We start from the raw sequence: 19,697 nt of genomic DNA on the forward strand, positions 1-19,697 counted from the left end.
AACGCAGGAGTCAAGCATGTCCCCGCGGAGCGCATCGGTCAATGAAGAGCTCCGTCGGCGGTCCCGGGAGCGATTGCTGCAGGCGACAGTGGAGTTGGTCGCCGAACGCGGTTACGAGGCCACGACGCTCGCCGATATCGCCGACAGGGCGGGTTCCGCGCGCGGGCTCGTCTCGTACTACTTCCCGGGGAAGCGGCAGCTGCTGCAGTCCGCGGTGCACCGGCTGATGCACCGCACGCTCCAGGCGGCCCTGGAGCGCGAACCGGCCACCGACGACGGCCGGGAGCTGCTGGCACGGGCGATCGACGCCATTCTCGGGCTCACCGAGGACTGTCCCGTCCTGATGCGGACCCATATGGCCGGCATCCTGCAGGCCGAGGGGTTCGTGCAGTGCCCGGAGCAGCAGCGGCTCGCGGGGCTGCTCCGGGAGACGGTGGAGCGGTACGGCTCACAGGACCCGGACAGCGACTATCCGCTGCTGCGCGCCCTGTTGATGGGCGCGGTCTTCGCCGTACTGATGCCGGGCGCGCCGATGCCGCTGCCGCGGCTGCGCGCCGAGCTGTTCCAGCGCTACGGGCTGGACTGGGAACTCGGCGTTCCGCCGGGCGGCTGCCCGCCCGGCGGAACGAGTCAGGACATGATCCTTCAGTGGCCGGAGCGGTCGAAGTAGTCCGGCTGCGTCTGCACGTTCAGCTCGGACATCCGCACCCGCTTCGCGGGGTCGGTCAGGCGGTCGTCGAGCCTGAGCACATCGAAGCCCTTGACCATGTCGTTCGAGTAGATGTGGCCGTTGTAGTAGTAGGCGGACCAGGTGCCTCCGCCGACCATGGTCTCGGCCGAGATCGGACCGCGCTCGAAGTACGCGATCTCCTTCGGCTTCGAGGAGTTGGTGAAGTCCCAGACGGAGACGCCACCCTGGTACCAGGACTGGACCATGATGTCGCGGCCCTTGACCGGGATCAGCGAGCCGTTGTGGGCGACGCAGTTCTCGGTGTCCGCCTGGTAGCGGGGGATCTTGTAGTAGCTGCGGAAGACCAGCTTGCGCTTGTCACCCTTGCCGACGATGTCGTAGATGCCGTCGGCGCCCCTGTTCGGACCGATCTCGGCGTTGCAGGTGGCGGCGCCGCCGCCGCCCAGCTCGTCGGTGAAGACGACCTTGTTGGCATCCTGGTTGAAGGTGGCCGAGTGCCAGAAGGCGAAGTTGACATTGTCCTGGACCTGGTCGATCACCTTGGGGTGCTCGGGGTCCTTGATGTCGAACAGGATGCCGTCACCCATGCAGGCACCGGCGGCCAGGTCCTTGGAGGGCAGCACCGTGATGTCGTGGCAGCCCGTGGTCGCCGAGACACCCGGGTTGGTGGGCGCTCCCGGGTTTCCGCCCTCGGGGAAGAGGACCGGGAAGTTCACGACCGCGGCCTTCTCAGGGGACTTGCGCGGCACCTTGATGACGGAGATGCCGTCGTGCGGCGGCTGGCAGTCCGGGAAGGACACGCTGGGCGAGTACGAGGAGACGTAGATGTAGACGTCCTTGCGCTCCGGCACCAGCGTGTGGGTGTGCGAACCGCACGCGGTCTCAACAGCGGCGACGTACTTGGGGTTCCGCTTGTCGCTGATGTCGAAGATCTTCATGCCCTCCCAGGACGACTTCTCCGTGGCGGACTGCGACGTGCTGTTGCACGAGTTGTCGCTGCGCGAGGAGTCGGTGGAGAGGAAGAGCAGATCACCCGAGACCGAGACATCGTTCTGCGATCCGGGACAGAGCACCTGCGCGACGGTCTTGGGGGCCTTCGGGTTGCTGATGTCGAAGATCCGGAAACCGTCGTAGTTGCCCGTGAAGGCGTACTTGCCCTGGAACGCGAGGTCCGAATTGGTCCCCTTGATCAGGTCTTTGGGCACATTCGCGAGATGACTGATGTTGGGGCTGTGGACGATCTCGTCCACGCCGGGTATCTCGCCGTTCTGAATGGCTGACTTCACCTCGGCGGCCTGGCTGCTGGAGATCTTCTCCTTGGCCTGACGGTCACCGGGGTCGGGTGTGGCGACCGCCGGACCGGCGGCCAGCAGAGTGGCGAAGAGCCCGGCCGCGGCTGCTGCCACGCCCAGACGTCTGCGCCGCACGCTGGTGGTGTGCAACGAACTCACTGCGTCCTCCCTTGTATCCCCGTTCAGAGATGAACGGGTCACGGACCTCGGCAGTATCGTCCCTCTCATGTACATCTCAACAGATGGCAACAGAGACGTAATGAAAGTTTTTGATCACTCGTAGCCGGAAGCGTGCTAGGAAATGTTCCACCACACCATGTGCCGCAGGAGGTCGCCGTGTTGATCCGCCACCGGAGCCCGCGTGTTCGCCGGTCCGTCTTCGCGGCGGCCGTCGCCGCCGCCGTACTCGCCCTGGGAGCCTGCGAATCGGGCGGCGACGACAGCGCGGACGCCGCAAAGACCAACGCGGACAAGGGCGCTGGGGTGGTGGCCCCCGGGAAGCCGGGCGAGCCCGCGAAGACGCTCTCCGCCGGGGAGGCGCTGAAGGCGGCGCCGGACAACACCCCCAACTCCGCTGATTTCACCTATGCGCAGATGATGATCGTGCATCATGGGCAGGCCCTGGACATGACCGCACTCGTCCCGGAACGGGCGGACTCGGAGCAGGTGAAGCGGCTCGCCTCGCGGATCGCCGACGCGCAGAAGCCCGAGATCGGCATGATGGAAGCCTGGCTGAAGAACAACGGCGGGGCGAAGAAGCACCAGGGCCATGACCACGGCACGATGCCCGGGATGGCCACCGAGGCCCAACTGACGCAGTTGCGGGCGGCGAAGGGCAAGGCCTTCGACGAGCTGTTCCTCAAGCTGATGATCACTCACCACCAGGGGGCGATCACCATGGCTACCGAGGCCCTGTCGGAGGGCAAAAACATCCAGGTCGAAGAGATGGCGAACGATGTCATCTCACAGCAGACGTCCGAGATGAACCGTATGCGCGGCATGTGAAGCGGCGGATGCGGGGGATGCCGGCCGATACGGCGAGCGGCGCTGTCAGCGCCGGTGGTGACGGGGGGTCAGATGTCCCTCGTCGCGGGCTCCGGCGATCAGTCTCAGCGCTTTGCGGCGGCTGAATCCGGTGGCGGACATCACGGCGAGCACCGGGTCCTGGCCGGCCTGCTGGGCGGCGCGGTAGATCTCGGCGACACCCTGTCGCGCGGCGCTGCCGCGCGGGAGGGACGGACGGGCGCGGTGCCGGCCGGATCGGTCCTGCTCCCGTGCGGCTTCCGGTGCGGCCGACTGAGCGGCGGCTTGCGCGTCAGCCGGCGCGACTGCCGGCTCGGGCTCCGGCGGCGCGGCCGGGACAGGGTCGGGGGCTCGCTCCGGCACCGGCTCCTGCGCGGACCGTACGGTGGCCGGCTGCTCGGCCGGCCCTTCTGCCGCGAGCGGCGCGGGTCCGGATCCGTGGGCGGCCGGCGAGTCGGCCTCGGGTTTTGTCTCCTCCAGTGACACCGGCCCCTCGGGCAGCGGTTGAGGTCCCTCAACGGAGCCCGGCGCGAGCGGGGTGACCGGGGTGTCGGCGGGAACCGCGCTGTCGACGGGCTGGGGCGCGGGCGGCCGGTGCGGGCCGGCGACCACCTGACAGGCGTTGTGGAGCGGCGCCTCGATCGCCTCGGCGAGCGCGGCGAAACCTTCCAGGGCGAGCGGCGGGTCGGCCTGCGCGTCCTCGATGGCGATCCGGCCGTCACGTACCACCGCGAGCACATCGATGCGCGCGCCGTCCGCGAAGGTCAGCCTGATATCGACCCAGGGCGGCAGAATCTCGCGCCGCGCGGCGCCGTCCCTGGGGTCCCCGGCCCCGGTGACGGTGCCGTGCCCCTGCACTTCCCACATGGGCCATGGGTACGCCTCGTGCTCATGAGGTTCCTGGGCGGAAATCAATTTATGTTCCGACACATTCACAACTTAATCAGGCAATCCACCCTCATTGTCATGGCGCGCACGTGCCGATCCGTACGGCACCCTGTCGGCTCATCGGATCAACCGTGACCTGCCTCCGGATCAGCCGTCACCGAGGGATCAGTTGTCACCGAGCCGGGCCGCCTGCGCGGTCGCCGCGCCCAGGACGCTGTCGAGCAGACCCGGGAAGAGTCGGTCCAGGTCCTCCCTGCGCAGTCCGCTCATCTTGGCCGTCCCCCGGTAGTTCTGCTCGATCACACCGCTCTCGCGCAGCACCCGGAAGTGGTGGGTGGTGGTGGATTTACTGACGGGCAGCTCGAAATGCGAACAGGAGAGCTCGTCGTCCACCACGGCCAGCTCGCGGACGATCCGCAGTCGCAGGGGGTCGGAGAGCGCGTGGAGCACGCCCTCCAGACGGATCTCCGCGCACGAGGGGTGGGCGAGTTCACGTGTGCTGGTCGCGGCGGTCACGGCGGGGCTCCACTTCATCGCGTTCATCGCGTTCGTCGCGCTTCATCTGCGGTATCTCATTGTACGAGACTTCTCGTAGTTTGACATTCACCTTACTACGATGGGTATCGTACGAAGCGTCTATGGGCCTTGCCCGAGACGGCGGCCCGTCCGTCACGTACCGATCCCCCACGTTCCGAATGGAGTCCGCCGTGAGCGCACTGTTCGAGCCGTACACCCTGCGGTCCCTGACCATCCCCAACCGGGTCTGGATGGCGCCCATGTGCCAGTACTCCGCGGACGAGACGGGTCCGGACGTCGGTGTGCCGAACGACTGGCACTTCTCCCATCTCGCGGCGCGCGCCGCGGGCGGCACGGGACTGATCCTCGTCGAGGCCACGGCCGTCAGCCCGGAGGGCCGAATCAGCCCCGCCGACCTCGGGATCTGGAACGACAGGCAGGTCGAGGCGTTCCGCCGGATCACCCGCTTCCTCGCCTCGCAGGGCGCCGTCGCCGGTATCCAGCTCGCTCATGCGGGGCGGAAAGCATCGACCGACCGGCCGTGGAACGGTGGCGGCCCCGTCGGCGCCGAGGCCCATGGCTGGGAGCCGCTGGCGCCCAGCGCGCTGCCCTTCGCGGAGGGGCATCTGCTGCCCGCCGAACTGACCGTGGAGCAGATCAAGGAGATCGTCGGACAGTTCGCGGCGGCGGCACGGCGGGCCAGGGAGGCCGGTTTCCAGATCGTCGAGGTGCATGGCGCGCACGGCTATCTGATCGGGGAGTTCCTCTCCCCGCACAGCAACCGGCGCACGGACGCCTATGGCGGCTCCTTCGAGAACCGCGCGAGGTTCGCGCTGGAGGTCGTGGACGCCGTACGCGCCGAGTGGCCCGACGAGCTGCCCCTCTTCTTCCGGATCTCCGCCACCGACTGGCTCGACGAGGGTGGCTGGACCGTTGACGACACGGTGCGCCTCGCGGACGAGCTGCTGGCGCACGGAGTGGATCTGCTCGACGTGTCCAGTGGCGGCAACGCCGCGGACGTACGTATTCCCGTCGGCCCCGGCTATCAGGTGCCGTTCGCGGCCCGGGTCCGGGCGGAAACCCGGCTGCCCGTGGCGGCGGTCGGTCTGATCACACGACCCGAGCAGGCCGAGAAGATCATCGCCAACGGCGAGGCCGATGCCGTACTGCTCGGCAGGGAGCTGCTGCGCGACCCGTCCTGGGCCCGCCGCGCGGCCGGTGAGCTGGGCGGGCGCGTCCACACCCCGCAGCAGTACCACCGGGCCGTCTGACCTGCGCGGACGTTCACTCCGGGAGTCATTGTCAGTGGTCGGGTGCAGACTGGCCCGTATCCCGAGACAACGGCGTCCTGGAGGTGTCGGCCATGACCGACGTACTGCTCACCGTAGGCACCCGCAAAGGGCTCTTCATCGGCCGCAAGCGCGGCGGCCGATGGGATTTCGACGGCCCTCGGTTCAACGCGCAGGCGATCTACTCGATCGGCATCGATACGCGCCGGACGGTGCCGCGGCTGCTGGTCGGCGGCGACAGCGCGCACTGGGGCCCGTCCGTGTTCCACTCGGACGATCTCGGAGCCGGCTGGACGGAGCCGACGAGACCGGCGGTGCGCTTTCCCAAGGACACGGGCGCCTCTCTGGAGCGGGTCTGGCAGCTGCATCCAGCCGGCCCCGCGGCACCGGATGTGGTGTACGCGGGTACGGAGCCCGCCGCCCTGTTCCGCTCCGACGACGGCGGCGAGACCTTCGAGCTGGTCCGGCCGCTGTGGGAGCACCCGACCCGGTCGCGTTGGGTGCCCGGCGGCGGCGGTGAGGCCGTGCATACGGTGGTGACCGACCCCCGGGATCCGGACGCGGTGACGGTCGCGGTGTCCACGGCCGGGGTGTTCCGCTCCCAGGACGGGGGCCAGAGCTGGGCGCCGTCCAACCGGGGGGTGTCGGCGGTCTTCCTGCCCGATCCGTATCCGGAGTTCGGCCAGTGCGTCCACAAGATCGCGCAGGACGCGGCCGATCCCGACCGGCTGTATCTGCAGAACCACTGGGGCGTGTTCCGCAGTGATGACGCGGGCGCCCGGTGGAGCGACATCGGCGCGGGTCTGCCGTCCGACTTCGGCTTCGCGGTCGCCGCCCATCCGCACCACGCGGATGTGGCCTACGTTTTCCCGATCACCGCCGACGCGGACCGCGTCCCCGCCGAGCGCCGCTGCCGGGTGTTCCGTACGGAGAACGCGGGCGGCGACTGGGAGCCGCTGTCGGCCGGGCTGCCCGAGGGGGACCACTTCGGCACGGTGCTGCGCGACGCGATGTGTACGGACGGCTCCGATCCGGCCGGGGTGTACTTCGGCAACCGCAACGGCGAGGTGTACGCGAGCGCGGACGACGGGGACAGCTGGGAGCTGCTCGCCTCGCATCTGCCGGATGTGCTCTGTGTCCGCGCGGCCACCCTCTCCGGGTGAGCCGGGTGAGCGAGGTAACTGGGGAGCCGGGTAAATGCCGTCCGACGGTGGTGGGTTGACGGGTGTGTGCGGAAGCGCGCCGTGCGCACCAGTAGAGTGGCGCCCCGTGGCAGCACGACCGTTGAACGAAATCGTCGAGCCCGGATGGGCGGATGCGCTGGGCCCCGTGGCCGGGCGCATCGCCGAGATGGGCGACTTCCTGCGCGCGGAGATCGCCGCCGGACGCACGTACTTGCCGGCCGGACCGAATGTGCTGCGCGCTTTTCAGCAGCCGTTCGACGAGGTGCGGGTCCTGATCGTGGGGCAGGATCCCTATCCGACCCCCGGGCACGCGGTGGGGCTGAGCTTCTCGGTGGCACCCGAAGTGCGGCCCCTGCCCGGCAGTCTGGAGAACATCTTCCGGGAGGCGCATACGGATCTGGGGCTGCCCCGCCCCTCCAACGGCGATCTGACGCCCTGGACGCGGCAGGGGGTGCTGCTGCTCAACAGGGCGCTCACGACAGCGCCCCGCAAGCCCGCCGCACACCGCGGCAAGGGCTGGGAAGAGGTGACCGAGCAGGCCATTCGCGCGCTGGTCGCGCGCGGCAAGCCCATGGTCTCCATCCTGTGGGGGCGTGACGCCCGTAACTGCCGGCCGATGCTCGGGGACTACCCGGCCGTCGAATCGGCCCACCCCTCCCCCATGTCGGCGGACCGCGGCTTCTTCGGCTCGCGTCCGTTCAGCCGGGCCAATGACCTGTTGATCGGCCAGGGGGCGCAGCCGGTGGACTGGCGGCTGCCATGAGACGGACGGCCGCGTGAGCCGGGCCGTCGATGCCCTGGATATGCCGATGAGCCGGGTGTATCGATGAGCTGGGTGCTGGGGGTGGACTCGGGCGGCTCGGGGCTGCGGTTCGCGCTCGGCTCCACGGCTTCCGACGGGACCGCGGGCGTGACGACGGTCGCGACGACCGCCTCCACCGAGCCGGTACGCACCGGCCCCTCGGGAATCGACGCCGGGCAGCTGCTCGGCCGGCTGCTGCCCGCGGTGGACACCCTGCTGGCAGAGGCGGGCGCGAGTGCGGGGGCGGGCGCGGATACGGGCACCCTGTCCGCTGTCGCGGTCGGCGCGGCCGGGATGGCGACGCTCGGCGACGGACTGCGCGCCGAACTGCCCGCGGCGCTGGAGCGCTCCCTGGGCGTCCGGCGGCTCGCGCTCGCGGCGGACGCGGTCACCGCGTACGCGGGAGCGCTCGGCCAGCGTCCCGGCGCGGTCGTCGCGGCCGGCACGGGCATGATCGCGCTGGGCACGGACCTGACCGGCTGGCAGCGCGCCGACGGCTGGGGTCATTTGCTGGGCGACTGCGGCGGCGGCGCCTGGATCGGCCGGGCGGGGCTGGAAGCGGCCATGCGGGCGTACGACGGACGGCGCGGCGGATCGCCCGCACTGCTGTCCAGAATGGAAGCGGTTTTCGGGCCCGCCCCCGAGCTGCCCGGACTGCTCTATCCGCGTACCGACCGGCCCGCGGTACTCGCCTCGTTCGCGCCGGAGGTGGCCCGTTGCGCGGCCGGCGATCCGGTCGCGGAGGGCATCGTCTCGACGGCCGCGCGGCATATCGCGGAGGCCGCGGCGGCGGTCTGCCCACCGTCGGGTGCGTGCGAAGTCGCCCTCACGGGAGGGCTGTTCGGACTGGGCGACGCCTTGCTCGTACCCCTGCGCGCCGAGCTGGCCGGTCAACTGCCGCATGCCACGACCGTGTCCGCCGCGGCCGATCCGCTCGGCGGGGCGCTGCTCATCGCGGGGGCGCTCGCCACGGACGCGCTCCGGCTGCCACATGACGCGCGCCTGCTGAACGTCCTGACAGAACAGGATGGATGAGCAGAAAAACACCTAACGGATAAATAAGGACAGATGGTTCGCGACTGCCCCCTCCCCGAACAGCCGCGCCCACAAAACCAGTAGCATTCGACGCCATGAGCACCCCCACTGGGCCCGCATCCGGCCTGCCTGTACGAATGCCGCGACCCCGTCAGTCGGGGCGCCACCGCCGCCCCGAACCGGTCGCGGCTCCCGAAGGTGCGCCCGCGCTTGTCGTCGCGGTGCCCGGCACCCCCTCGGCCGCCGTCCGCGGTCTGGCCGAAGAGGTCATCAGTATCGCCCGTTCCGAGCTGCCCGGCCTCGACGCCGTCATCGGCTTCCTGGACGGCGACGACTCCGAGTACCCCACGCTGCAGAGCGTCCTGGCCGGGACCGCCGCGCTGCGTACCGAACGCTATGAGCTGGCGAAGGCGGCGGGCCGCGAGGTGGCCGAGCCCGAGGGTCCGGCCGCCGTCGTCGTACCGCTGCTCGCGGGACCGGACAGTGGGCTGGTCACGCGGATAGGTCAGGCCGTCGCGGACAGCGGCGCCACCGCGGAGCTGACCGATGTCCTCGGTCCGCATCCGCTGCTCGCCGAAGGTCTGCACGTACGCCTGTCGGAGGCCGGGCTGGCCCGCGCCGACCGCGCCAGGCTCTTCACGGTCGCCACGGCCGCCGACGGGATCATCCTGGCCACAGTGGGGGGCAAGGAAGCGGTGCAGGCCGCGGGGATCACCGGAATGCTGCTGGCCGCGCGCCTCGCCGTACCGGTGATGGCCGCCGCGCTCGACGAGGAGGGCTCGGTCGCGGCCGTGGCCCAGGAGCTGCGCGAGGCCGGTTCGACCCAGCTCGCGCTCGCCCCGTATCTGGTCGGCCCCGAGCTGCCCGAGGGTCTGCTCGAAGCGGCGCTCAAGGAGGCGGAGTGCGCCGCCGCCGAGCCGTTGGGCGCGTATCCGGCGATCGGGAAGCTGGTGCTGTCGAAGTACACGGCCGCGCTGGGCATCCCCGCGCAGCCGCAGGGGACGCCGACGCACTGACCCGCCCCCACCGGCCACGCGCCGCACGCCCCTGAGTACGGCGGGAGCACAGCCCGCCCGTACCCATGGAAAAGGGCCCGCCCCGGATTCGCTCCGGCGCGGGCCCTTCCGCGTGGATACGGCCGAGTCCGCTCGTACGGTCGCATCCGCTCGTACGGCACGAGTCCGCTCGTACAGCACGAGTCCGCTCGTACGGGTGGACTCGGCCGTACGAAGAGGGGCGTCGGGGCGGAGGGAGGGCCCGCTTGGTCAGCCGAAGATCACGCAGGAGGCGGCGGGGGCCGCGAAGGAGCCCGCGCGTGCCGGAATGCCCGTCGCCGGATCGATGTCGAACCAGGTCACCTCGCCGGAGTGCTCATTCGCGGCATAGAGGCGGCCACCCGTCGGGTCCAGTGCCAGATCGCGCGGCCAGCGCCCGCCGCAGTCCACGGTGGTGACCAGTTCGGCCTTCTCGTACGTCGCGTCGAGCGTGAGGACGGCGATGCTGTCGTGGCCACGGACGGCCGCCCAGACGAACCGTCCGTCGCGGGACACGACCACCTCGGAGCCGAAGCCCTCGACGTCCGCGCCGTCGGGCAGGACGGGGGCTTCGCCGACCGGTTCGAGCAGGCCCTTCTCCGCGTCCCAGCGGCAGAGGGTGAGCGTCGGCTCCAGCTCGTTGAGCACGTAGGCGTGGCCGCCGGCCGAGTGGAAGGCGAGATGACGCGGTCCGGTGCCGGGGCGCAGCGCGGTCTCGGCGTGCGGCGTCAGCTCGCCCGCGGTGGCGTCGAGGGCGCTGATCAGGACGGAGTCGGTGCCGAGGTCGGTGGTGAGGATCCACCGGCCGCTCGGGTCGGTCACCACCTGGTGCGCGTGCGGCCCGCGCTGGCGGTCGGAGTGCGGCCCGGAGCCCTCGTGCCGGGTCACTCCGCTCGCCGGCCGGGGAGCGCCGTCGGTGCCGACGGGCAGCACCGTGACGCTGCCGGAACCGTAGTTGGCGGTCAGCAGATGCCCGGCGGTGAGGGTGAGATGGGTGGGGCTCGCGCCGCAGACCGGTACGGGCTCCCCGAGCAGTCGGGGCGCCCCGTTCGCCGCGTCCGCCGCCGGTGTCCTGAACGCGGCAGCCGCGCCTTCCCCGGTCTCGGAGACCGCGTAGAGCACGGACCCGTCCGGGGCGAGCGCGAGATAGGACGGATCGGCGACGGCGTCGGTGACTCCGCGCTCCGTGAGGGCTCCGGTCTCCGCGTCCACGGTGACGGCGATGATGCCGCGGCCTCCCGCGGAGGTGAACGATCCGATGAAGGCCCGCCCGTCGTACCTGCCGCTCACTGTGTGTCCCCTCTTCGGCTGATCTCGTCGGCTGCCCCTCGGCCCCGACGGTAGCAGGGGGTCTGGACCAATCAGCCGGCCCGGTAGGCCGTTTCCAGGCCATTTGCGGCAGCTCAGGCGGGGACGAGAGGGCCGCGCGGCGCGCTGCGCAGGGGCGCGGAGAGGTCTGCGAGCGCCCGCTCCAGGCTGTGCAGATGGGCGAGCGCCACTTCGGCCCCGGGGTGGTGGTGCGGCGCGTCCGGCGCACCGGCCACCGGACGGGCCGGCTCCGCCCCCGGCGGCGCCAACTCGCGTACGGCGGCCTCGACCCGGCGACAGGCGGCGGCCAGCCGGGCGTCGTGCGAGGCGGCGGGGTCGGCGGCCACGGCGGCGAAGCCCCGTACCTCGCGGGCGCAGTCATCGAGCAGGACGAGTACCTGGCGGGCCCGGGCCCCGCGCGCCCGCAACGGGTTCAGCGGATGGACGAGCGGCGCGAGGGACATCCGTACCCGGCCGAGGAGCAGTTCCAGTTCCGCGGCGAGCGGCCCCGGGTCGGCGTGAGCGTCCCCGGCGAGCCGGCGGGCGGCCGTGGTCGTGCAGCCGTGGACGCAGCGCAGCGCCTGCTGGATCCACGCGTCGGTCACAGCGTGTGTGGTCACCGGCAGCAGGAGGAGAACGGCCACCGTCGCGCCCAGTGCCCCTACGCCGGTCTCCGCCAGTCGCAGGGCGAGCAACGCCGGATCGAGCACGCCGAGCAGTCCGTACAGCAGGCCGACCATCACCGTCACGAAGAAGATCATCCAGCTGTACGAGACCGCGGCGGTGTAGAAGATCCCGAAGACGCAGAGGGCCACGAGCGCGGCGGTGGGGGCCGGCGCGCCGTGCAGGGGTACCGCGATGATCAGCCCGGCTGCGGAGCCGGTGGCCGTGCCGACCACCCGCCGGAAGCCGCGGACCAGGGTCTCCCCGCGTGAGGCGGTGTTCACAAAGATCCACCAGGCCGCGCCGACGGCCCAGTACCACCGGTCCTGTGAGAGCAACTGGCCCGCGCAGAGCGCCAACGCGCCCGCGACGGCCACTTGAACCGCCTGCCGGGTGGTCGTACGGACCAGGCCCGCCGCGCCGGGCAGCGCGGGTACGGCGGGCGGCGGCAGCCGCCGCTCGTAGCACCAGACGCCGAAGCGGACGAGCGACGAGGCGAGCACGGCGAGCAGAACCGCAGAGTAAAGACCGGGCAGTTGCGCGGGGACCGTGTGCAGGAACTGCGCCACGAAGAAGGTCATGAACCCGAAGACCCCCAGGGCATGGCCGCGCGGGCCCCAGCGGCGGGCGTACACCCCGGCACCGGCCACGACGAGGAACGCCGCGTCGCGCATCAGCGGGTGATCGTGCAGCGCGGACGCGAGGGCGAGCACCGGAAAGCCGACGGCGGGCAGCAGCGCGGTGGTGACGGCCTGGCCGCGGACCGTCGTGTCGGTGACCGTGAAGAGGGCGAGGAGCGCGGCGAGCCCACCGGTGATGACGCCGGCGAGCGGGTGACCGGCGGCCCCGCACACGAGGACCGCCAGACCGATGCCGAGAACGGCGCGTACGGCACCGTACAGCCGCAGCCGTCCCGGATCGGGAGACACGAACATCCTCTTCAGCAGCACTGCCAGCCCGCCCGTTTTCACTCCGGCATGAGAAAGGCGCCGCGGTGATCCGCAGCGCCATTGACGGATCCATCACAGCATCCTTGGCCCCAGTGGCTCAAGTGAACCTTGACCTACTGAGCCATTGGCATAGTGGACCTTGATCGCCGCGCGCGGGCGGAGGGCCAACGGGCCAGGGTGGCTTACCGTCCCTCCTGTCCTGCTGATCCCGTAGCGGCGAGCTCTTCGAGGTACCGCGCGACCGGGCCGAGGCTGAGCAGGCCGCTGCCCGCTCCCGCCAACTCTCCCGCCGCTGGGGCCAGTTCGCTGTGAGCGCGCCGTATCGTCGCCCGGTCGCCGAGGAGGACGGCCGCCCGCGCGGTGAGGCACCACAGGGCCTCGAACAGCAGGTCGTGGGGCGGGTCCGGGACCTCGCGGAGCGCCGTCCCGGCCGCGTCGCGGCGGCCTTGGGCCAGCAGCACCAGGGGGCGTACCCAGGGCTCGTACGGCCCCCAGTCGGTGCGCTCGCCGGTCGGGGCCTGGCGTCCGTGCCGTACCCGCAGGCACAGCAGCGCGAGCGGCAGCAGACCGTGTTCCAGTCCGGGCATGCCGGCTCCGTCGAGGCGCGCGGCGGCCTTCCGGTAGGCCGTCTCCACCTCGGCCACCGGTGCCCGGCCGGTCTCGGCGAGCCGTAGCGCCCGGTACCACTGCGTGAAGACGCCCACGAGAGGCAGTTCATGGCGCTCGGCCAGCCGGTCGGCGGCGGCCGCGTGTCCGTCGGCTCCGGGGAAGTCGGCGAGCGCGCCGCGCGCCTGGAGGCGGATGAGGTGTCCGAGGACCTCGTAGGTGACCAGGTCGTGGCGGGCGGACAGGGTGACCAGTTCGGCGCCGATGCCGTCCCGGCGGGAAGCCAGACCCGCGCGGTGGAAGGTCTGCATGAACACGCCGTTGAGGGCGAACGCCAGCAGTGCGGGATCGTCCAGGCCGCGGGCGATCCGCTCCGCCTGCCGGGCGGCCTGGACGCCGCGCGCCGAGGGGGTGCCTCTCGCTCGAAGGGCATGGGGCGGCGTGCCGCGCGACTCCAGCGCGATCGTGGCCAGCAGCCGGGCCCGCGCCGCCTCGTGGCCGCCGGGAGGGAGCGCGGTCAGGGTGCGCTCGGCCGCGGCCACGACGGCCGCCGACTGCTCCGGGTCGTCCGCGCGGGTCCAGATCGCGGGGACGTCGTACGCGCCGATCACCCGGGCGGTCAGCGCCGCGTCGCCCAGCTCCTCCGCCGCCGCGATGGCCGCCACGCGGTGCAGCCGGGCCGCCTCCAGGCCGCCACCCCCGGTCACCGCGAGGCTGCGCAGCAGCCCCACCGTCGACTCCAGCCGGGCCCGGGCACCGGAGGCGACAGTACGGTCGTACGCGGCGGCTGCCCGCGCCCACACCTGCCCAGCCGCGCCGCTCGCCCCCGCCAAGGGGTCGAGATGGTCGGCATGGGCGAGGATGTCCGCTTCCAGACGGCGCAGCCCCGGGCCCGGGTCCACCCCCAGCTGCTCCACCAGGAGCGTGCGTGCCCGGCGCAGCACCGCGAGCGCGTCGCCCTGGCGGCCGGCCCGGTAGAGCGCGAGCGCCAGCAGCCGCCAGGCGTCCTCGCGCCAAGGGTGCTCGGCGACATGCGCGTCCAGATCGGGCACCGCCTCGGCCGCCAGCCCCAGGGACAGCCGGGCCTCGGCCCGCCGCTCGATGGCGTGCAGCCGCAACTCCGCCAGACGGGAGCGCTCCGCGCGGGCCCAGGCCGCGTCGGCGAACTCCGCGTACGCGGGCCCGCGCCACCACCCCAGCGCCTCTTCCAGCCGTGCGAGCGCGACGTCGGGAGGCAGCGTCGCGGCGGCGGCCACGGCCCGCTCGAAGCGCCAGGCGTCGACCGCGTCCGGCTCCGCGCGCAGCGCGTACCCCGGCCCCTCCGTGATCAGCAACCCGGCCGGGGCGCGGGGCGGGCGCTCCGGCTCCAGCGCGCGGCGCAGCGCGGCCACGAAGGTGCGTACGGCCCCGACCGCGCCCGGGGGCGGATCCGCCCACAGATCCTCGACCAGGCGGGTGACCGGGACGACGCGGCGGCGGGCGACGATCAGCCGGGCCAGTACCGCGCGGTGCCGCGGCCCTTTCAGGGCGATCGCGCCCCCGGCACCGTCCCAGGCCGTGACCGGCCCCAGCACCCCGAACCCGACCCGCACGACCCGCGACCACCTTTCCGTCGGGCGTGGCTTCGCCCCCGGCCACGCTATAGCGCGCTGATCCGATGCTCATTCGCGCCCGGCAGGCTGAAGACACCTGTTCAAACCGGCCGACCGGGCCAACCTGGACCTCCGGATCAACTTGGTCAACCTGGTCATCCGGATCAGCTACGGAAAGAGGCGCAACCATGACGCCTGCCATCACCGGCTTCGACTACCGGCGCGTTCCCGTCGCCGACGGCGTGTCACTGAACGCGGCCGTCGCGGGCACGGGCAGTGCGGTCGTGCTGCTGCACGGCTTCCCCCAGACCCATCTGATGTGGCGGCATGTCGCCGCCGACCTCGCGGCCGACCACACCGTGATCTGCCCCGACCTGCGCGGCTACGGCGCCAGCGACAAACCCGCCGAGGCCGGCGGTGCCACCTACTCCAAGCGCACCATGGCCGCCGACATCGTCGCCCTGGCCCGCGCGCTGGGGCATGAACGTTTCGCGCTCGCCGGTCACGACCGGGGCGCCCTGGTCGCCTTCCGCGCCGCGCTCGACCACCCCGCGGCGGTCACCCACCTGGCCTGCCTCGACGTACTGCCGACGCTGGACATGTGGGAGGTGATGCACGGCACCACCGCCGCCGTCGGCTTCCATCTGTATCTGATGGCCCAGCCTCCGGGCCTGCCGGAACAGATGATCAGCGCCTGTGCGGACGCCTTCTTCGGCCACTTCCTGGACAGTTGGACCAACGACCCGGGGGCGATCCCCGCCGATGTCCGCGCCGCGTATCTGGACGCCTGCCGGAACGCGGTGCCCTCGATCGTCGCCGACTACCGCGCCTCCGCCGGCGTCGACGTCGAGCACGACCGTACGGACCGGGACGCCGGCGGCCGGCTGCGGATGCCGGTCACCGTCCTCCAGCAGGACTGGGGCGCCGCCCTCGGTTACGACGCGCCGGCCCTGTGGCGGGCGTGGGCCGCCGATCTGCGCCATGTCTCCGTCGCCTACGGCCATTTCATGGCCGAGGAAGCCCCCGCCGACATCGCCAAGGCCCTGCGCGACCTGCTCACCCGCTGAGGTGGTGAGGGCCGGGCCGGGGTCCAGGAGATCGGTTCCCACGAAGAACCGCTCCACCTCCGCGCGGGTGCGCGGGCACAGGGAGATGCCTCCCTTTCGGTACGTCCCGGTGACTTTCGCGCCTGCCGGGTTTGAGGAAATCGACGATGCGGGCGCGAAGGCGAACTGACAGCCCCTGGGGCGCAGTTGGTCCAGCCGTACACGCACGTTAATTGCGTTGAGCCGGGTCCCCGCGTGCCCGATGATCCGGGAGTGAGCAACAGCCCGAACAGTGTGACGCGCGCCCAGGACCTCGTCGTCGTCTTTCTGCGATGGACGTGGGCGCGGGCTGTACTGCACAACGGCTGGTGGCTGGTCACCAGCGTCTATCTGGTCGTCGACGCCCAACTCACCGCGGCCCAGCTGGTGTTCGTCGGGACAGCGCAGGGGATCACCGCGCTCGTGTGCGAGATCCCGGCCGGTGTGCTCGCCGACACCCTGAGCCGGAAGTGGTCTCTGGTCGTCTCGCATGTGCTGATGGGTACGGCGATGATGGCGACCGGGCTGGTGACCGAGTTCTGGGCCGTGGTCGGCACACAGATGCTGTGGGGTCTGTCATGGACCTTCGCGAGCGGCGCCGATGTGGCGTGGGTGACGGACGAGTTGGCCCGGCCGGAGAAGATCTCCGGCGTGCTGGTGCGCTCCGGCCGTGCCCAGTTGACCGGCGCCGCGGCCGGCCTGATCGGGTTCGGCGTGCTCGCCTCGTTCCTGGATCGTGGCACGGCCATGGTGCTGGCCGGAGCGGCCATGCTGCTGCTCGGGCTGTACGTCGTGTTCCGCTTCCGTGAGGAGCGCTTCGTGCCGGCTCCCGTGAGACGGTGGTCGGCCTCCTGGTCCATCCTGAAGCGCGGGTCGGCGCTCGTCCGTCACAACAGGGCGATCCTGCTCGTATTCGCGGCCACGTTCCTGGTCAACGGCGCCTCCGACGCCTTCGCCCGGCTCCACCCGCAGCGGCTCTTCGACATCGGGTTCCCGCCCGAGCCCCTCATCCTGTTCACCGCGCTCGGTATCGCCGCGCTGCTCGTCGGCGCGCTCGCGCTGCGGATGGTGGAGACGCGTATGAACGATGTCCGTGCCGCCCAGCGCGGTTACGCCGTGGCGTGCGTGGCCGGGGCGGTCGGTCTCGTCGCGCTGGCCGTCGCACCCGAGGATGTGAGTGGCAGCGCGGCGGTTCTCCTTGTGGCGGGGGTCGCTCTGCCCCTGACGCGCACCATCGGCACCATCTGGGTGAACCAGCAGTCCACCGACGATGTCAGGGCGACGGTGCATTCCTTTCTCGCCCAGGCGGAGTATGCCGGTGAAATCGTCTGCGGCGCCGCGGTCGCCCTGCTCGCCGGAGCGGCCGGTCTGCCCTACGCGCTTGTCGGGTGCGGGGCGCTGTTCGCCGTCACAACCTTGCTGATCCGCCAGCTCGGTACGTCCCGGACCGACAGCGACCGGCCCGCTTGACCGTCCCTTGATCCCCCTTCATGGCCGGCTGATGCCCTCTTGACAACGCACGGCCCGGTACGGCCGACAGCCGGGCCTTACCGGGCCAACTTGCCCTGGAGCAGGGATACTTGACGCCCGTCGCCCGGATGATCTCCTGCTTCACCGATCCGCCCTCGATGAAGTTCTTGGTCTCGGCCAGCCGGCCGGTGAGATCGGAATGTCCGGCGTGCACACCGGTGTCCAGGACGGCGACCTTGGCGCCCTTGCCGGTCCGGCCGGCCTCCCACGCCTTCGGGGTGCCGATCTGGGCGTTGCTCTCGGCCATGGCGGCCGGGACGCGTCCGTCGAGCCAGATCTTGTCGATGCCTGCCGCCCACGTCGGCGACGGTCACCTTGTCGCCCGTCACGAGGGTGACGGTGTGCGCGGCGTCAGCCGGGCGCAGATCGCGCCGGCGTGGCTGCGGCACAACCCCGTTGTCGTCGCACCCCTGGTGGGCGCGAGCAAGCCGTCCCACATCGATGACGCCGTCGCCTCGCTCGACATCGAACTGACCGACGACGAGCTGGCCGGGCTGGAGCGCCCCTACACGCCGCGCGACGATTTCCAGGGCGTCTCGGACGACGCCGAGTTGGCCCGTATCCCGGCCAGGATCGGCATCAGGCCGGCCGGCTCCTGACCCGCGGTGAGCGCAGACCGGACGGGTGGACGTGAACCGGAACCCGCGCACGAAACCACGCCGCCCACAACCACTCCGGATCCGCCACACAACCACTCCGAAGAGTGGCCGCGCATCAGTTATCGCCGTCCCCGAGGTTTCACCCGGGGCGAGTACTGCCAGAGATCAGGTGACTACTTACCGTAGAGACGAGGAACAGTGTTGGCCCGGAACAAGGACGACGGCTCCCACACCCTGCTGAGCATGCTGCACAACTCGCTGACCGACACGCGCAGGGAGCTGCGGGCGTCCCTCGCCGAGGGGTTCGACCGGCTCCGGATGGCGGGCGACGAGGCGCACCGGGCCACCCAGGAGGCCCTCGCGTCGGGGCTGAGTGAGCTGCGTACGGAGCTCCGGGAGACGAGGGAGGGCCTGGCGCGCGGCAGGGACGAGCTGGGGCAGGCCGTCGAGACCGCCGTGGAGATCCTGCAGGACGAGGTGCAGCAGCTGAAGGAGGCGGTCGAGGGCCTCCGTCCCGGGTCCGCCGGTCATCCGTCTCTGTCCTTCGGGATGCCTGGCGGACCGCTGTCGCCACCCGGCGTGCCGGGGATGGCCGACGCGCCTGGGACTCCTGAGATGCCTGGCGTTCCCGGCTTGCCGGGTGTCCCCGGTGTGCCCAGCGTTCCCAGCCAGCGCGAGGAGGACGACGCCCGGACCGTGCTGTCGGGGCCGCCTGAGCCATCAGCACGACATGAGCCCTCGCCCGAGGCTGAGGCGCTGTCCGAACAGTCGCCATCACCCGAGCCTTCGGCGCCCCACGAGCGATCGGCACTCCCCCGGGGTATCACGACCGAGGGCTCCTCGCCAGGGCTGACGTGGCGGGTGACACCGTCTCTCCTGGACGCGCTGCGCCGGGAGTTCGGCCCGTTGCTGGAGCACCTCGAAGAGGCCCGCGGCGAGCTGGCGGCGGTCCGTGCGGACATCACCGCGCTGACCTCCCGTATGGACGACGCGGAGGAGACTCGGCGTGCGCCCCGGGAGCCCGCGCGACAGATGCCGCCCGAGACACCGGAGACACCGGAGACACCGGAGACACCCGTGACCGCCGGGACCGCCGTGACGCCGGTGACCGAGGAGCACGGTGAGCTGCTCAAGCGCGCCGCCCGGGTGTCGTCGGCGTCCCTGGTCTGCCACCGCGACACCTGGGAGTTCATCACCGGCCAGGCGGGCCGCCACTCCCACTTCCGGATGCCTCCGCAGATCACCGACCGGGGCGAGGACCGGATCGCCGCCGCGCTGTCCGGGCGCTCGCTGATCGCCGTCCTGATCTCGCTGTTCACCACCCGGCACACCACGGACGCGGGTGACGGCGACTGGGCTCTGGCCACCACCCTGTACGAACGCATCGACGCCGGTCTGGACACCCTCGCCGCCGCGGGCACCACGGTCACCATCACACTGGACGACCGCGCCCCCGGCGCCGACAGCGCCGACAGCGGAGACGGCGGCAGGGGCGTCGCCCGGGGCGGCGAGGTGGCCGAGGGGATCAGTCTGCCGTCGCCCGCGTCGCCGGACGGCCCGGGGCTGATGGCTCAGGCCGGTCCCACATAATGAGGCCATTGGTACAGGCG

Annotated in this window: 17 protein-coding genes and 1 pseudogene; 11 read left to right on the forward strand and 7 right to left on the reverse strand. The window is 71.5% G+C overall.

The features are described 5' to 3' along the window. Window positions 1-16 precede the first annotated feature (16 nt). On the forward strand, window positions 17-670 hold the full coding sequence (locus IF11_RS0102240) for a TetR/AcrR family transcriptional regulator (RefSeq protein ID WP_030349658.1): 654 nt from the start codon (window positions 17-19) through the stop codon (window positions 668-670). Here the strand turns inward: IF11_RS0102240 and IF11_RS0102245 are convergent. Continuing rightward, window positions 646-2,142 (reverse strand): LVIVD repeat-containing protein, encoded by a 1,497-nt coding sequence (locus IF11_RS0102245; protein WP_030349659.1) that lies wholly within the window; start codon window positions 2,140-2,142, stop codon window positions 646-648. The two genes, IF11_RS0102240 and IF11_RS0102245, sit on opposite strands and share 25 nt — an antisense overlap. 177 nt (window positions 2,143-2,319) lie before the next feature. Between IF11_RS0102245 and IF11_RS0102250 the strand changes: the two genes are divergently transcribed. Next, window positions 2,320-2,988 carry a DUF305 domain-containing protein gene (locus tag IF11_RS0102250; RefSeq protein ID WP_051745434.1) on the forward strand — a complete coding sequence of 223 codons (669 nt, stop codon included), beginning with the start codon at window positions 2,320-2,322 and terminating at the stop codon, window positions 2,986-2,988. A gap of 45 nt (window positions 2,989-3,033) precedes the next feature. On the opposite strand, the gene IF11_RS41825 is transcribed toward IF11_RS0102250, so the two are convergent. Together IF11_RS41825 and IF11_RS0102260 are read right to left on the reverse strand one after the other, a co-directional pair. Continuing rightward, complete coding sequence (locus tag IF11_RS41825; protein ID WP_240627530.1) at window positions 3,034-3,873, reverse strand: DUF6214 family protein; 840 nt, start codon at window positions 3,871-3,873, stop codon at window positions 3,034-3,036. Between the two features lie 186 nt (window positions 3,874-4,059). Continuing rightward, entirely contained in the window at window positions 4,060-4,428 is a 369-nt protein-coding gene (locus tag IF11_RS0102260; protein WP_030349662.1) for an ArsR/SmtB family transcription factor, read from the reverse strand. A gap of 173 nt (window positions 4,429-4,601) precedes the next feature. Between IF11_RS0102260 and IF11_RS0102270 the strand changes: the two genes are divergently transcribed. From IF11_RS0102270 to IF11_RS0102290, 5 genes are all read left to right on the forward strand, one after another. Beyond that, window positions 4,602-5,681: an NADH:flavin oxidoreductase/NADH oxidase gene (locus IF11_RS0102270; RefSeq protein WP_030349663.1), complete on the forward strand. Its 1,080-nt coding sequence runs from the start codon at window positions 4,602-4,604 to the stop codon at window positions 5,679-5,681. Between the two features lie 92 nt (window positions 5,682-5,773). Next, window positions 5,774-6,862, forward strand: a complete 1,089-nt coding sequence (locus IF11_RS0102275) for a WD40/YVTN/BNR-like repeat-containing protein (protein ID WP_030349664.1) — start codon at window positions 5,774-5,776, stop codon at window positions 6,860-6,862. Window positions 6,863-6,968: 106 nt separating this feature from the next. Then, the gene (locus IF11_RS0102280; RefSeq protein WP_030349665.1) at window positions 6,969-7,646 is read left to right on the forward strand and encodes a uracil-DNA glycosylase; all 678 of its coding nucleotides are present in this window, start codon (window positions 6,969-6,971) and stop codon (window positions 7,644-7,646) included. 63 nt (window positions 7,647-7,709) lie between these two features. Next, window positions 7,710-8,720 (forward strand): N-acetylglucosamine kinase, encoded by a 1,011-nt coding sequence (locus tag IF11_RS0102285; protein ID WP_030349666.1) that lies wholly within the window; start codon window positions 7,710-7,712, stop codon window positions 8,718-8,720. Between the two features lie 95 nt (window positions 8,721-8,815). Continuing rightward, window positions 8,816-9,736, forward strand: coding sequence for a sirohydrochlorin chelatase (locus tag IF11_RS0102290; protein ID WP_030349667.1), 921 nt, complete (start codon window positions 8,816-8,818; stop codon window positions 9,734-9,736). A 249-nt stretch (window positions 9,737-9,985) separates the two neighbouring features. Here the strand turns inward: IF11_RS0102290 and IF11_RS0102295 are convergent, their stop codons facing one another. From IF11_RS0102295 to IF11_RS0102305, 3 genes are all read right to left on the reverse strand, one after another. Beyond that, a complete protein-coding gene (locus tag IF11_RS0102295) occupies window positions 9,986-11,044 on the reverse strand; it encodes a lactonase family protein (RefSeq protein ID WP_030349668.1) in 1,059 nt (352 codons plus the stop codon). Window positions 11,045-11,157: 113 nt separating this feature from the next. Further along, on the reverse strand, window positions 11,158-12,672 hold the full coding sequence (locus IF11_RS0102300; protein ID WP_030349669.1) for an FUSC family protein: 1,515 nt from the start codon (window positions 12,670-12,672) through the stop codon (window positions 11,158-11,160). Window positions 12,673-12,857: 185 nt separating this feature from the next. Next, window positions 12,858-14,873, reverse strand: a complete 2,016-nt coding sequence (locus IF11_RS0102305) for an AfsR/SARP family transcriptional regulator (protein ID WP_030349670.1) — start codon at window positions 14,871-14,873, stop codon at window positions 12,858-12,860. Window positions 14,874-15,061: 188 nt separating this feature from the next. Here IF11_RS0102305 and IF11_RS0102310 point away from each other — a divergent pair, with 188 nt between their 5' ends. Beyond that, window positions 15,062-15,940: an alpha/beta fold hydrolase gene (locus IF11_RS0102310; RefSeq protein ID WP_030349671.1), complete on the forward strand. Its 879-nt coding sequence runs from the start codon at window positions 15,062-15,064 to the stop codon at window positions 15,938-15,940. Window positions 15,941-16,192: 252 nt separating this feature from the next. Next, window positions 16,193-17,428, forward strand: a complete 1,236-nt coding sequence (locus IF11_RS41830) for an MFS transporter (RefSeq protein ID WP_240627529.1) — start codon at window positions 16,193-16,195, stop codon at window positions 17,426-17,428. Window positions 17,429-17,570: 142 nt separating this feature from the next. Here the strand turns inward: IF11_RS41830 and IF11_RS43390 are convergent. Beyond that, window positions 17,571-17,780: pseudogene (locus tag IF11_RS43390) on the reverse strand (hypothetical protein); the annotation flags it as partial. Between IF11_RS43390 and IF11_RS43085 the strand changes: the two are divergent. Together IF11_RS43085 and IF11_RS37610 are read left to right on the forward strand one after the other, a co-directional pair. Further along, window positions 17,773-18,087 carry an aldo/keto reductase gene (locus tag IF11_RS43085; protein WP_483316181.1) on the forward strand — a complete coding sequence of 105 codons (315 nt, stop codon included), beginning with the start codon at window positions 17,773-17,775 and terminating at the stop codon, window positions 18,085-18,087. The pseudogene IF11_RS43390 and the gene IF11_RS43085 overlap by 8 nt on opposite strands. Window positions 18,088-18,288: 201 nt before the next feature. Then, window positions 18,289-19,677: a hypothetical protein gene (locus IF11_RS37610; RefSeq protein ID WP_051745348.1), complete on the forward strand. Its 1,389-nt coding sequence runs from the start codon at window positions 18,289-18,291 to the stop codon at window positions 19,675-19,677. The last annotated feature ends 20 nt before the right edge of the window (window positions 19,678-19,697 follow it).

The sequence above is a fragment of the Streptomyces scopuliridis RB72 genome, assembly GCF_000718095.1.
In the GTDB taxonomy this organism is placed as follows: Bacteria; Actinomycetota; Actinomycetes; order Streptomycetales; family Streptomycetaceae; genus Streptomyces; species Streptomyces scopuliridis.

Coding starts and splice junctions, on each gene's coding strand:
- IF11_RS41825 (WP_240627530.1), bottom strand. CDS start 3,873: ATGTGGGAAGTGCAGGGGCACGGCACCGTCACCGGGGCCGGGGACCCC.
- IF11_RS0102290 (WP_030349667.1), top strand. CDS start 8,816: ATGAGCACCCCCACTGGGCCCGCATCCGGCCTGCCTGTACGAATGCCG.
- IF11_RS0102275 (WP_030349664.1), top strand. CDS start 5,774: ATGACCGACGTACTGCTCACCGTAGGCACCCGCAAAGGGCTCTTCATC.
- IF11_RS0102310 (WP_030349671.1), top strand. CDS start 15,062: ATGACGCCTGCCATCACCGGCTTCGACTACCGGCGCGTTCCCGTCGCC.
- IF11_RS0102260 (WP_030349662.1), bottom strand. CDS start 4,428: ATGAAGTGGAGCCCCGCCGTGACCGCCGCGACCAGCACACGTGAACTC.
- IF11_RS0102285 (WP_030349666.1), top strand. CDS start 7,710: ATGAGCTGGGTGCTGGGGGTGGACTCGGGCGGCTCGGGGCTGCGGTTC.
- IF11_RS0102240 (WP_030349658.1), top strand. CDS start 17: ATGTCCCCGCGGAGCGCATCGGTCAATGAAGAGCTCCGTCGGCGGTCC.
- IF11_RS43085 (WP_483316181.1), top strand. CDS start 17,773: ATGCCTGCCGCCCACGTCGGCGACGGTCACCTTGTCGCCCGTCACGAG.